The sequence below is a fragment of the Isoptericola sp. NPDC056573 genome, assembly GCF_042793335.1.
GTDB lineage: Bacteria > Actinomycetota > Actinomycetes > Actinomycetales > Cellulomonadaceae > Isoptericola.
On sequence record NZ_JBHTUY010000002.1, the window covers coordinates 182,048 to 195,086 of the forward strand.

Sequence of the window (13,039 nt, forward strand, 5' to 3'; positions counted from 1 at the left end):
TGGGGGGTCTCTAACCCACCCCCTCCCCGCGCTCCTCTCCGCGGCTCCCCGCGCTTCGGGGAGTCCCCCACCCCGCCCAGTATTGCCCCGCCCCCGCGAGGTAGTGGACTGGTCCACTACCTCGCGGGGGTCTGGGCTACCTCGCGGGGGTGAGGCCGTCGACGAAGGCGACGGCGGCCGCGGAGATCTGCGCGCGGGCGTCGTCGTGGGAGATGGTCGGGGTGCCGTCGCCGGGCTGCGGGCCGTAGTCCCCGAAGAACGCGTGCCCGGCGCCCTCGACGACGGTGAAGACCGCGTCGGCGGGCAGGTCGGCCCGCGAGGCGTCGATCTTCGCCGGCGTCGCGAGGCCGTCCTCGCTGCCGGAGACGGACGCGACGGCGGCCGTGAGCGTCCCGCTCATGTCGTCCGCCGGGTAGGAGGCGAACAGCAGCAGCCCGGCCGCGGGCGCCTCGGCGTCGTCGTCCGCGGCGTCCGCCGCCATGGCCGCGACGGTGCCGCCGAGCGAGTGGCCGCCCACGACCCAGCGGTCCGCGTCCAACGCCGCGCGGGCGTCGTCGAACGCCCCCGTGGCGAGGAAGGCGATGCCGAGCGGCTGCTTCGCGACGACGACGGTGTGCCCCGCCTCGGCCAGCGGCCGCAGCACCGCCGCGTACGCGCGGGCGTCGACCCGCGCGCCCGGCTGAAAGAACACGGCCGTGCCGTCCCCGCCGTCCGCCGGGGCCAGCGTGTACCGGGTGGCGCCCTCGGTCACCGTCACCGTGTCGTCCGAGCGCATCGCCGCGAGCGCCGGCTCGACCGCGCCGAAGGGGCGCAGCCACGCGACCAGCACGACCCCCACGGCCCCGAGGACGAGCAGCGCCACCCGTCCCGCGCGCCGCCAGCCGGGTCGCGAGGGGCGACGGCGCAGCGCCCGCACCCCGACGCCGACCGCGCCGACCAGGGTCAGTGCCAGCAGCACCGCGTACGCCGGGTGCCCGTGCACCACCGCCCCCCACGCCGTCGCGCACGCCCACACGACGACGACCGTGGCGGCAGCCGCGACGGCGAGCGTCGTGACGCGCAGCCAGGCGGGGGCGGGATCCGGGGTGTTCGGCACGTGAGGAGTCTGGCATCCGCGCGGGGCTCCGCAGGTATCGTCTGACCGCCACCTGCAACGTTGGAGGATTCCCCCGTGACCGACCTGTCCGCGACCACGCCCGACCTCGCCCTCGACGCCGTCGTCGACCTCGACGTCCCCGGCCCCACGATCAGCCGCCACCTGTACGGCCACTTCGCCGAGCACCTCGGCCGGTGCGTCTACGAGGGCTTCTGGGTGGGCGAGGACTCCGACATCCCGAACGTCGGCGGCATCCGCACCGACGTGGTGGAGGCGCTGCGCGAGCTGGCGATCCCGAACCTGCGCTGGCCCGGCGGCTGCTTCGCCGACACGTACCACTGGCGCGACGGCGTGGGCCCGGCGGCCGACCGCCCCCGCATCGTCAACACGCACTGGGGCGACGTCGTCGAGGACAACGCGTTCGGCACGCACGAGTTCATGGCGCTGTGCGACCTGCTGGGCACGGCCCCGTACATCTCGGGGAACGTCGGCTCCGGCACGGTGCAGGAGACGGCGGACTGGGTCGAGTACCTGACCCGCGGCGACGACTCGCCGATGGCACGCCTGCGCCGCGAGCACGGTCGTGACGAGCCGTGGGGCGTGTCGTTCTTCGGCATCGGCAACGAGCCGTGGGGCTGCGGCGGCAACCTGCGCGCCGACCAGTTCGCGTCGCTCGCCCGCCAGCACGCGACGTACGCCCGCGACCACGGCGGCAACCGCCTCGTGCGGGTGGCGGCGGGCGCGTCGGACGACGACTACGCGTGGACCGAGACGCTCATGCAGCAGGTGGCGAAGCTCGGCGACGCGGAGCCGCGCGACCTGTGGCAGATGGTCTCGTTCCACTTCTACACGTTCGCCGGGACGTGGGGGGACAAGGGCGCCGCCACCGAGTTCACGCGCGACGAGTACTGGGCCACGATGCGCAAGGCGCTCGACGTGCGCCGCATCATCGCCGGCCACTCGGCCGTGATGGACGCCTACGACCCGGAGGCCAGGCTCGGGCTCGCGCTCGACGAGTGGGGCACCTGGTGGAACGTGGAGCGGGACACCAACCCCGGCTTCCTGTACCAGCAGAACGCCATGCGCGACGCCCTCGTCGCGTCGGTGCACTTCGACGCCTTCCACGACCACGCCCGCCGGCTGCGCCTGGCGAACATCGCCCAGACGGTCAACGTGCTGCAGTCCATGCTCCTCACGGACGGCGCGAAGATGATCAAGACGCCCACGTTCCACGCCTTCGCGATGAGCGCGGGCCACCACGACGCCGCGAGCCTCCCGGTGCGCGAGCGCGTCGCGCGCGCCACGCACGACGTCGACGGCACACCCGTCGGCACGGTGTCGGCCTCGGCGTCCACGAAGGACGGCGCGGTGCTGGTCTCGCTGACCAACCTCGACCCGGACGCCCCGGCCACGGTGCGCGTCGACCTGCGCGGGCGGGCGGTGAGCGACCCCGTCGCCACCGTGCTCGCCGCCGACGACCCGGCCGCGCACAACACCTTCGACGCGCCCGACGCCGTCGCGCCGCGCCCGCTCGACGGGGTGACGGTGACCGACGGCGTGCTCACGGCGGAGCTGCCGCCGGCGGCGTTCGCGACGGTGCGCCTCACGCTCGCGTCGTAGCGCGTGCCACTATCTGAGACAGACGGTCCCACTGACCGGACGCCGGGTGTAGACCTGGGGCATGACCAGCCCTGACGTCGAGGACCCCGCCGTCGCCGACCCCGAGCACCGGTACTGGCGGCGCAACCTCGCCGTCGGCACGGTCGGGTCGTTCACCACGCTCGTGGCGATGACCCTGCTGGTGCCGTTCCTGCCGGAGTACGTGCGGCAGCTCGGCGTGGACGACCCGGCCGCCGTCGTGCGCTGGTCGGGGGTCGCGTACGGGGCCACGTTCCTCACGGCGGCGCTCACCGCGCCGCTGTGGGGAGCGCTCGGCGACCGGTTCGGCCGCAAGTCGATGCTGGTGCGCGCCAGCCTGGGGATGGCGGTCGCGATGACGCTGCTCGGGTTCGTGCAGAGCGTCGAGCAGCTCGTCGCGGTCCGGCTGCTGGTGGGCCTGCTCGGCGGCTACTCCTCGGGGGCGACCATCCTCGTGGCCGCGCAGACGCCGAAGGACCGCAGCGCGTGGGCGCTCGGGGTGCTGTCGTCCGGCATCCTCGCGGGCAACGTCGTCGGGCCGCTGGTCGGCGGCTTCGTGCCCGCCTGGGTGGGCATCCGGGCGACGTTCGTCGTGTGCGGGGCGGTGATCTTCCTGGCGTTCCTCGCCACGACGCTCCTGCTCCGCGAGCCGCGGACCGGGCCGCGGCCGCCCCGGGCCGCCGCACGGCGTCGCGGCGTGTGGTCGCAGGTGCAGCGCCCGGGCGCGGTCGTCGCCCTGCTGGCGACGTCGAGCCTGCTGCTGTTCTCGACGATGTCGATCGAGCCGATCGTCACGGTGTACGTGGAGGACCTGGGCCAGCTCTCGCACGCCGCGGGCGTCGCGGGGATCCTCGTCGCGCTGACCGCCCTGGGCAGCGTCGTCGCGGCGCCGCGGGTCGGCCGGCTCGCCGACCGGGTCGGGCACACGCGCGTGGTCGTCGCCTGTCTCGCCGCAGCGGGCGTGCTGGCGCTGGCGCAGGCGCTCGTGACGAACGTCTGGCAGCTCGGCGTGCTGCGCGTGCTGCTCGGCCTCAGCCTCGGCGGCCTGCTGCCGTCGATCACGGCGGCGGTGCGCCACCTCGCCCCGCCGGACGCCGTCGGCCGGGTGCTGGGGCTCGGCGTCTCCGCGCAGTACGTGGGGCAGGTCGCGGGGCCCGTGCTCGGCGGCCTGGTGGCCGCCCAGGCCGGCCTGCGCGCCGTCTTCGTCGCCACCGCCGTCGTCCTGCTCGCCGCGGCGGCGCTCAACCTCGTCGTGCTGCGCCGCGGCGCGCGAAATCCGTCGACCGAGGCGCGGGAGGCCGTGACACTCGGGGCATGACGATCACGCGGCTCGACCCCGCCGGCCTGCACGCGACCCCGGGCTACCACCACGTCACGGTCGTCGAGGCGGGGCGGACGGCGTACCTGGCGGGCCAGTGCCCGCTGGACGCCGACGGCCGGCTGGTGGGGCCCGGCGACCTGGCGGCCCAGGTCGACCAGGTGGTCGCCAACGCGCTCCTCGCGCTCGACGGCGCGGGCGCCGCGCCCGGCGACGTCGTGCGGTCCGTCGTCTACGTCCGCAGCGCCGACCGGGCGGATCTCGCGGCGGCCTGGCAGCGCCTGCTCGACTCGCCGCTGGCCCCCGCGTTCACCACCGCCAGCACGCTGCTCGGGGTGGCCCAGCTCGGCTTTTCCGGCCAGCTCGTCGAGGTGGACCTGACCGCCGCGCTCCCGCCCGCGGTCTGAACTCGATACCCCAGTCGTCCGATGAATCCTTCCAATCGACGATTGAATCGTGCTAATTTCCCGTGGCATGACCACATCGGCCGCAATGACGCGGCGCACGTTCGGGAAGCTGGCCGGGTTCACCGCAACAGCGTTGCTGCCGTGGGCGCAGGCCCCACGCGCCGCCGCCTCGGGCCCGCCTGAGGTCGTCGAGACGGACACGCACGTCGTGGTGGACAACGGCCTCGTCCGCCTGACCGTCGACAAGTCGAATGGTCGGACCACCTCGCTCGTCTACGACGGCGTGAACCTGGTCGGCCGCGGGAACTACGACATGAACACCGTCCGCGAGGGCGGGGGCCTGCCGCTCCCGCCGGCGGACAACCACCTCACCGTCCGGGTCGAGCAGGACTTCGTCGACGTCGCCTACCACCACAGCCCGTCGGGCGACATGCCGTGCTGGCTCGTGCGGCACCACGTCGTGCGCTCCGGCGAGGCCGGCATCCACCTGGCCTACAGCTACGACCACCCGGCGGAGCTGCACGGCTTCCGCACCGACCAGCACCGGTACGTCTTCTACACCGCGGGCGGCGTCTTCACGCACGCCTCCGTGCCCGACGAGGCCGACGCGGTCCCGTGGCGCGAGGCCGCGGCGCGCATGCCCACCGGGGCCGAGATCTCGCGGGCCGAGATGGTGATGGACGCGACCTACGACCTCGAGGGCACCGGCTCCACCTACCCCCGCCGCTACTACACGAAGTACGACTGGGCCGTGTCCATGAAGGACCACAGCCTGCACGGGCTGTACGGCAGCGGCTACGGCATGTGGGCCGCCCTGCCGAACCTCGAGGGGTTCAGCGGCGGCCCGGTGCGCCAGGACCTGATCCTGCACCAGACCGGCGACACCCCCGTGCTGCTCGTGGAGCCGCAGGCCACCCACTACGGCGCGCCGCCGGTGCGCGTCGCCGCCGGGCAGGCCTGGCAGAAGACCTACGGCCCGTACTTCGTCTACCTCAACAAGGGCGACGACCCGCGGGCCCTGCGCCGCGACGCCGCCCGCCAGGCGCGGTTCGAGTCGCACGCCGAGTTCTACGACCGCCTGGCGATCGAGGGCTGGACGCCCACCACCGAGCGGTCGCGCGTGCGCGGCACGGTCCGGGTCCCCGGGGTGCCGAAGCTGGACGGCGCCGTCGTCGTGCTGTCGGACAACGGCACGCCCATGCAGGACTCCGTGCTCGGGCACAACTACTGGGCCGACGCCGGGCCGGGCGGCCAGTTCACGCTCGACCACGTGCGCCCCGGCACCTACCGCCTCACGGTCTACGGCGGCGGCCTGTGGGGCGAGTACGTGATCGACGACGTCGAGGTCGGCGCCGGCCAGGAGGTCACGCTGGGCCGCATGCTGTGGGAGCCCACGAGCCACGGGCGAACGGTGTTCCAGCTCGGCACGCCCAGCCGCGACTCGGGCGAGTTCCGCCACGGCCGGGAGTTCCGGCGCTACGGCCTGTTCGAGTCGTTCCACGACGACTTCCCCGACGGCGTCACCTTCACGGTCGGCAAGAGCACCCCGCAGGACTGGAACTACATCCAGTACCAGCGGTCGTACCCGGTGCAGGCGCCGGAGGGCACGGTGCTCCCCGAGGACGCCGACGGCGTCTGGCTGTTCGACTTCGGCACCGCGTCCAGCCCCGTCGCCGCCGGGTACCAGCGGGTCGCGCAGAACACGCTGTACTCCGCCGGGGCGGGCTTCGGCCTCGACCGTACGGTCGACTCCCGGGACCGAGGGTCGGACGGAGACCTGCAGCGCGACTTCGTCGTCGGCTCCGGCTACACGTTCGCGGTGGACCTGCCCGACGGCGAGTACGAGGTCACCGTGCTCTCCGGCGACGACATCGCGGCCAACAAGACGCAGGTCTCGTTCGGCGGCGGCGCGCCGGTGGCCCTCGACTCGGGCCGCGGCGAGTACGCCGTGCACACCGCGACGGTGACCGTTACCGGGGGCCGGCTCGACCTGCTCGCCGGCGGCGACGGCCGCCTCAACGCCGTCGAGATCCTCGCGGCGGACGCCGCGCTCCCCGTGCTCGGGAGCCTCGAGGTCGACGGCGCGGACCTGGTGCCGGGCTTCAGCACGTTCCGCTCCGACTTCGCCGCCGACCTGCCCTGGGACCAGGAGTCGGTGACGGTCCGGGCCACCGGCCGGGGCGGCGCACGCGTGACGATCGCGGGCGACGTCGTGCCCGAGGCCGGGCTCGCCGTGCCCCTGCACGCGCAGCGCACCGTGCTCGAGGTCGTGGTGAACGACGACGACGCCGGGTCGACGGCGCCGACGACGTACCGGCTGCACGTCACCCGGCAGGAGAGCCCGTGGCGCATCCTGTTCGACCTCGGTCGCGCGCCGGCGGCGGGCGCGCGGGCCACCCTGACGGTCGCGCTGGCGGCGTGGGCCATGGGCTCCGCGCTGCCCGTGCCGCCGGAGAACAGCAACCTCACGATCAGGGTCAACGGAGAGCCGTTCGTCTGGACCTTCGGGCCCGAGGACGCGAAGGGGGCCACGTACCGCAGCGCACGGGGCGGGCGGAGCTACACCCGCGAGATCGCCTTCGACGCGGCCCTGCTCAAGCCGGCCGGGAACGAGATCACGCTGCAGATCAACGCCGGCGCCGAGCACCTGTGGAACGAGGCGGCCTACGACGCCGTCCGGCTCGAGATCGCCTGAGCCGAGTGCGGTCCTCCGGTGCGAGATCGGTCGACATCCCGACCGATCTCGCACCGGAGGACTGAGCTCAGGGCCCCGCCGTCAGCGGTCCAGCACCCCCCGGGTGGCGACGTCGGGCCGCAGGTCCAGCCGTCGCAGCAGCTGCGCGTTGAGCGCCACCACCACGGTGGACAGCGACATCAGCAGCGCGCCGACGGACATCGGTAGCACGAACCCGACGGGGGCGAGCACGCCCGCCGCCAGCGGCACGGACAGCAGGTTGTAGCCCGCCGCCCACCACAGGTTCTGCTTCATCTTGCGGTAGCTGGCCCGCGACAGCTCGATCACGGACAGCACGGACCGGGGGTCGTCGCTGGCGAGGATGACGCCCGCCGACGCGATGGCGACGTCCGTGCCGGCGCCGATCGCGATGCCGACGTCCGCCTGCGCGAGCGCGGGGGCGTCGTTGACGCCGTCGCCGACCATCGCGACCCGGTGGCCCTCGGCCTGCAGCCCGGCCACGCGCGCCGACTTGTCCTCCGGCCGCACGCCGGCGAAGTACCGGTCGACGCCGAGCTCGTCGGCGACCGAGCGGGCCACCGCCTCGGCATCTCCCGTGATCATCACGACCTGCACGCCCCGCCGGTGCAGGGCCGCGACCGCCTCGGCGGACTCCGGCCGCACCTCGTCCGCGAGCTTCAGCCCGCCGACGACGGCGCCGTCGCGCAGCACGTGCAGGATGATCGCGCCGTCCGCGCGCCAGGCGTCCGCCTGCGGGACCTCGCCGGCGCCCTGCTCCCCGAGCTGCTCCTCGAGGAGGCGCGGGCCCCCGACGCACACCTCGTGCCCGTCGACCGTCGCGACCACGCCGACGGCGGGCGACGACGCGAAGTCCGTCGCGCGCGGGACGTCGAGGCCGCGGGCCCCGGCCGCCCGGACGATCGCCCGGGCGAGCGGGTGCTCGCTGTCCGCCTCGGCGGACGCCGCGAGCGCGAGGACCGTGTCGGCGTCCACGTCGCCGACCGCCGCGACGTCCGCGACCGTCGGCTCGCCCTTGGTCAGCGTGCCGGTCTTGTCGAACAGGACGGCGTCCACGGTGCGCATGCTCTCCAGCGCCAGGCGGTCCTTGACGAGCACGCCCCCGCGGGCGGCCCGCTCGGTCGCGATGGAGACCACCAGCGGGATGGCCAGGCCCAGCGCGTGGGGGCAGGCGATGACGAGGACGGTGATGGTGCGGACCACGGCGTCGTCCGGCAGCCCGAGAGCCGTCCAGGCGAGGGCGGTGACGACCGCGGCGCCCAGCGCGAACCAGAAGAGCCAGCCCGCCGCGCGGTCGGCGAGCCGCTGGGCCCGCGACGACGACGCCTGCGCCTCGGCCACCAGCCGCTGGATGCCGGCGAGCGCGGTGTCGTCGCCGGTCGCGGTGACCTCGACGCGCAGGCCGGAGTCGGTCGCGACCGTGCCGGCGGTGACGGCGTCGCCCACGGTGCGGCCCACGGTGCGCGACTCGCCCGTCACCATCGACTCGTCCATCTCGGCGCGGCCGTCGACCACGCGACCGTCGGCGGGGACGCTGCCGCCCGGCCGCACCAGGACGACGTCGCCCACGCGGAGGTCCGACGGCGACACCGTGACGACCTGCTCGCCCGCCGTGCCCTGCTCGACGCGCTCCGCCTCGTCCGGCAGCAGCGCCGCCAGCGAGTCGAGCGCGGAGGTGGTCTGCGCCAGGGACCGCATCTCGATCCAGTGGCCCAGCAGCATGATGACGACCAGCAGCGCGAGCTCCCACCAGAAGTCGAGCTGGTGGTCGAGCACGCCGACGCTGGCGCCCAGCGACGCGACGAAGGCGACCGTGATCGCCAGGCCGATGAGCAGCATCATCCCGGGCTTGCGGGCCCTGAGCTCCGACACCGCGCCCGTGAGGAACGGCCGACCGCCCCACACGTAGATCACCGTGCCGAGCACCGGCGAGACCCAGTCGACCCACGCCGCGTCCGGGAGCTCGTAGCCGAGCACCATCGCGAACATCGGCGACAGTGCGACGGTCGGCACCGCCAGCGCCAGCATGATCCAGAACAGCCGGCGGAACTGGCCCACGTGATCGCCGTGGCCCGCGTGGCCGCCGTGGCCGGACATGTCATGGCCAGACATGTCGTGGCCAGACATGTCGTGGCCAGACATGTCGTGGCCGGACATGTCGTGGCCCTCGTGCGCGTGGTGGTCGTGCTCCAGGACGCGTGCGGCGTCGGGGCCCCGGTGCCCCGTGTGCTGGTCGTGAGAGGAGTGGTCCACAGCTCGATCCTTGCCTCGGACGGACGGGTTCGCGATCTCGACTGATACCCCCTAGGGGTACTGTCCTGCCGCCAACCATATACCCCCCGCCCGTATTCCGCGACCCCTGACGAGCCGACGTCGCCCCTCCGACCTGCACCGTCACCCTTGCGGCGCTTCTACAACGATGGAAACATTCCCCGGGCACGCGAACGCTCACTGAGATCCCTCGACGAAGAGGAGCACCATGAACGCCCGCACCGCCTGGACCAGGCTCGCCGCCAGCGCGACCACCGCCGTCACCGCGGCCGCGCTGGTGTTCGGATCCGCCGCCGTCACCACGACCGCCGCCGCCGCCGACTATCCCGGCCCCGGCGTCGTCACCGGCGACACCGGGGTGCACGACCCCGACGTCGTGCGGAAGCCCGACGGCACCTACCTCGTCGCCAGCACCGGCGAGGGCGTCCGCCTCAAGACGTCCACGGACCGCACGCGCTGGACTGAGGTCGGCGCCGCGTTCCCCGGCGGCACGCCCTGGGCCGACCCGTACACCGGCGGCGGCACGCACCTGTGGGCGCCGGAGATCCACCACGCGAACGGGCAGTACTACCTCTGGTACTCGGCGTCGTCGTTCGGCGTGAACCGGTCCGCGATCTTCCTGGCCACGAGCCCCACCGGCGACCCGGGCACCTGGACGCACCGCGGCAAGGTCGTCGAGTCGAGCACCTCCGACGACTTCAACGCGATCGACCCCGCGCTCGTCGTGGACGGCGACGGCCGGTGGTGGCTGAGCTTCGGCTCGTTCTGGTCGGGCATCAAGATGATCCGCCTCGACCCGGAGTCGGGCCTGCGCTCGGGCTCCGCGTTCCACGCGCTCGCCGGACGCGGCGGCGGCGCGATCGAGGCGCCCACCATCCACCGCCGCGGCGACCACTACTACCTCTACGTGTCGTTCGACGCGTGCTGCCAGGGCGCCGACTCCACCTACCGCGTCATGGTCGGGCGCTCGACGTCGGTCACCGGCCCGTACGTCGACCGCGCCGGCGTCCCCATGACCCAGGGTGGCGGCACGCAGGTGCTCGCCGGGCACGGGTCGATCCACGGGCCCGGCCACCAGACCGTCTTCTCCGACGTCGACGCCGACGTGCTGATGTACCACTACTACGCCGACTCGGGAGCGTCGTTCCTCGGCATCAACCTGCTCGGCTACGACGACGCCGGGTGGCCGTACGTCTACTGACAGCGCCGCCCTCCCCTGCCGAACAGGCCGTTGCGCACGTTCTGACGCCTGAGAACGTGCGCAACCGCCTGTTCGGCGCTGCGGTTCGGGCGCGCGGGGAACAATCGCGGGAGGCGGCGCGTTGGGGCAGGGCCCCGTACACCGTACGAAAGAGGTCTCGTGCCCCAGCCCGCCACCCCGTACCCCTCCGTCACCACCGTCGATGCCAGCTCCGACACGACCTCCGACACGACCTCCGCCACGACCTCCGACGCCGTCGACGACGCCGTCGCGGGCGCGCTCGAGGAGGAGCAGGCCGCCCTCGACGCCGCATGGTCACGACGCGCCACGGTGCTCGACGAGCTGGAGGTCACGCTGACGGCCGCGCGCCCCGAGGACGCCGCCGCCCGCGCCCGGGTCGCGCGGCTGCGGGCGCGGCGCGCGGAGCTCCGGGCGGCGGACCACGGCCTGGTCTTCGGCCGGCTCGACGGCGACGACGGCTCGGTGCGGCGGCTCGGCCGCGTCGGGCTGCCCGGAGCCACCGAGGACGACGAGCCGCTGGTCGTGGACTGGCGCGCCGCCGTCTCCCGGCCGTTCTACACGGCGACGCCGGTGGACCCGCAGGGCGTGCGCCGCCGCCGGCACGTGCGCACGCGCGGGCCGGAGGTGGTCGGCGTCGACGACGAGCCCCTCGACGGCGGGCTGGACGACTCCGGCCTGGTCGGCGAGGGAGCGCTGCTCGCCGCGCTGGACGAGCGGCGCACCGGCCGGATGGGCACCGCCGTCGCCACCCTGCAGCGCGAGCAGGACGACGTCGTGCGCGCCGATGCCCGCACCCCGCTGGTGGTGCAGGGCGGCCCGGGCACGGGCAAGACGGTCGTGGCGCTGCACCGCGTCGCCTACCTGCTGTTCGCGCAGCCGCACCTGGCGGAGCGCGGCGTGCTCGTGCTGGGGCCGTCGACGCGCTTCCTCGACTACATCGCCCAGGTGCTCCCGGCGCTCGGGGAGACGGCGGTCGTCTCCGCCACGTGCGACACGCTGGTGCCGGGCGTGCGGCCCACGCGCGCCGAGGGGCGCGACGTCGCGGAGCTCAAGGGTCGGTCGTCGTGGCTCCCCGCGTTGCGCCGGTTCGTCGCGTCGCTCGAGCCGGACGACGGGCCGCTCGCGCTGGCGCTCGACGGCGAGGAGCACGTGCTGTCCGCGGCGCAGCTGGCGGCCGCGCGCCGCGGTGCGGTGGGTGCGGGCTCGTACCACCAGGCCCGCGAGCGCGTGACCGAGCGGGTGCACGAGCTCCTCGTCGACGCCGTCGCCGACCGCCAGGCCGAGCTGCTCGCCCGCGCCGAGGAGGGCTTCGAGGACGTGCTGGGCCAGCTCGACGCCCGCCTGGCCGCCGCCGACGACCGGGCCGTGCCCACCGGTGCGACCGGTTCCGACGTCGACGGCGTGCTGTCCGAGTCCGACCTCGAGGCGCTGCGGGTGCGCGCCGCGGCCGACCGCGGCGTCGCCGCGGCGCTCGACGCGTGGTGGCCGCGCCGCGACCTGGCCGCCGAGCTCGCCCGCCTGCTGCACGACGCCGACCTCCTGGCCGCGCACGCCACCGACCTCACCGCCGCGGACGTCGCCCGCGTGGTCGCCGAGCCGGCCGGCGGCGAGGACGGCTGGTCGAGCAGCGACGTGCCGCTCCTCGACGCCCTCGCCGACCTGCTCGGCGACCCGCTCGACGGCGCCGGCGACGAGACCGGCGAGGACACCCGCGACGGCGTGTTCGTCGCCGCGCGCGCCGCCGCCCGCCGCGACTGGGCGTACGGCCACGTGGTGGTGGACGAGGCGCAGGAGCTGTCCGGCATGCAGTGGCACATGGTGGTGCGCCGCTGCCCCACCCGGTCCGTCACCGCCGTCGGCGACATCGACCAGGCCTCGTCCGCGCACCGGCAGACCGACTGGGCCGAGGCCGTCGGAGACGCCCTCGGCGACCGCTGGCGGCGGGCCGACCTGACGATCTGCTACCGCACCCCGCGCGAGGTCATGGAGCTGACCGTCCCGGTGCTGCGCCGCGCGGGGAGCCGCAACGCCCCGCCGCGCGCCGTCCGCTCCGCCCCGGTCGCGCCCTGGCGGGCCGAGACCGACGAGCGCACGTGGCCGGCGGTCGTCTCCGACGCCGTCGCCGGGATGGCCGGGCGCTACGCGGGGGGCACGGTCGGCGTCGTCGCGCCCACGACCCGGCTCGCCGCGCTGCGCGACACGCTGCCGGACGGCGTGCCCGTGCTGTCCGCGACCGACGCGAAGGGCCTCGAGTGGGACGCCGCCGTCGTGGTCGACCCGGACGGCATCACGGCCGAGCCGCGCGGCTGGAACGGGCTCTACGTGGCGCTCACCCGGTGCACGCAGGAGCTGGGCCAGATCGCCGTGCTGTGAC

8 protein-coding genes are annotated in these 13,039 nt (G+C 74.7%); 6 read left to right on the forward strand and 2 right to left on the reverse strand.

Features of this window, described 5'->3' with window-relative positions; genetic code table 11:
• Positions 1 to 136: 136 nt before the first annotated feature.
• Positions 137 to 1,096 carry an alpha/beta hydrolase gene (locus tag ACFQ8E_RS03575; RefSeq protein WP_430549205.1) on the reverse strand — a complete coding sequence of 320 codons (960 nt, stop codon included), beginning with the start codon at positions 1,094 to 1,096 and terminating at the stop codon, positions 137 to 139.
• Positions 1,097 to 1,171: 75 nt separating this feature from the next.
• Between ACFQ8E_RS03575 and ACFQ8E_RS03580 the strand changes: the two genes are divergently transcribed.
• From ACFQ8E_RS03580 to ACFQ8E_RS03595, 4 genes are all read left to right on the forward strand, one after another.
• Positions 1,172 to 2,716, forward strand: coding sequence for an alpha-N-arabinofuranosidase (locus ACFQ8E_RS03580; protein ID WP_430549206.1), 1,545 nt, complete (start codon positions 1,172 to 1,174; stop codon positions 2,714 to 2,716).
• A 61-nt stretch (positions 2,717 to 2,777) separates the two neighbouring features.
• Positions 2,778 to 4,052 carry an MFS transporter gene (locus tag ACFQ8E_RS03585; protein WP_430549207.1) on the forward strand — a complete coding sequence of 425 codons (1,275 nt, stop codon included), beginning with the start codon at positions 2,778 to 2,780 and terminating at the stop codon, positions 4,050 to 4,052.
• Entirely contained in the window at positions 4,049 to 4,459 is a 411-nt protein-coding gene (locus tag ACFQ8E_RS03590; protein ID WP_430549208.1) for a RidA family protein, read from the forward strand. The genes ACFQ8E_RS03585 and ACFQ8E_RS03590 overlap by 4 nt, the downstream gene beginning before the upstream one ends.
• Before the next feature lie 67 nt (positions 4,460 to 4,526).
• On the forward strand, positions 4,527 to 7,154 hold the full coding sequence (locus tag ACFQ8E_RS03595; RefSeq protein WP_430549209.1) for a polysaccharide lyase family protein: 2,628 nt from the start codon (positions 4,527 to 4,529) through the stop codon (positions 7,152 to 7,154).
• 81 nt (positions 7,155 to 7,235) lie between these two features.
• Here ACFQ8E_RS03595 and ACFQ8E_RS03600 read toward each other — a convergent pair whose 3' ends face one another.
• Positions 7,236 to 9,314, reverse strand: a complete 2,079-nt coding sequence (locus ACFQ8E_RS03600; protein ID WP_430549496.1) for a heavy metal translocating P-type ATPase — start codon at positions 9,312 to 9,314, stop codon at positions 7,236 to 7,238.
• Between the two features lie 337 nt (positions 9,315 to 9,651).
• Here ACFQ8E_RS03600 and ACFQ8E_RS03605 point away from each other — a divergent pair, with 337 nt between their 5' ends.
• Together ACFQ8E_RS03605 and ACFQ8E_RS03610 are read left to right on the forward strand one after the other, a co-directional pair.
• Positions 9,652 to 10,644, forward strand: coding sequence for an arabinan endo-1,5-alpha-L-arabinosidase (locus ACFQ8E_RS03605; RefSeq protein ID WP_430549210.1), 993 nt, complete (start codon positions 9,652 to 9,654; stop codon positions 10,642 to 10,644).
• 159 nt (positions 10,645 to 10,803) lie between these two features.
• Entirely contained in the window at positions 10,804 to 13,038 is a 2,235-nt protein-coding gene (locus ACFQ8E_RS03610) for a HelD family protein (protein ID WP_430549211.1), read from the forward strand.
• Position 13,039 lies beyond the last annotated feature (1 nt).

Bases quoted from the DNA above. Each gene is read 5' to 3' on its own strand.
- ACFQ8E_RS03585 (WP_430549207.1), top strand. From the start codon at position 2,778: ATGACCAGCCCTGACGTCGAGGACCCCGCCGTCGCCGACCCCGAGCAC.
- ACFQ8E_RS03590 (WP_430549208.1), top strand. From the start codon at position 4,049: ATGACGATCACGCGGCTCGACCCCGCCGGCCTGCACGCGACCCCGGGC.
- ACFQ8E_RS03595 (WP_430549209.1), top strand. From the start codon at position 4,527: ATGACCACATCGGCCGCAATGACGCGGCGCACGTTCGGGAAGCTGGCC.
- ACFQ8E_RS03600 (WP_430549496.1), bottom strand. From the start codon at position 9,314: ATGTCTGGCCACGACATGTCTGGCCACGACATGTCTGGCCATGACATG.
- ACFQ8E_RS03605 (WP_430549210.1), top strand. From the start codon at position 9,652: ATGAACGCCCGCACCGCCTGGACCAGGCTCGCCGCCAGCGCGACCACC.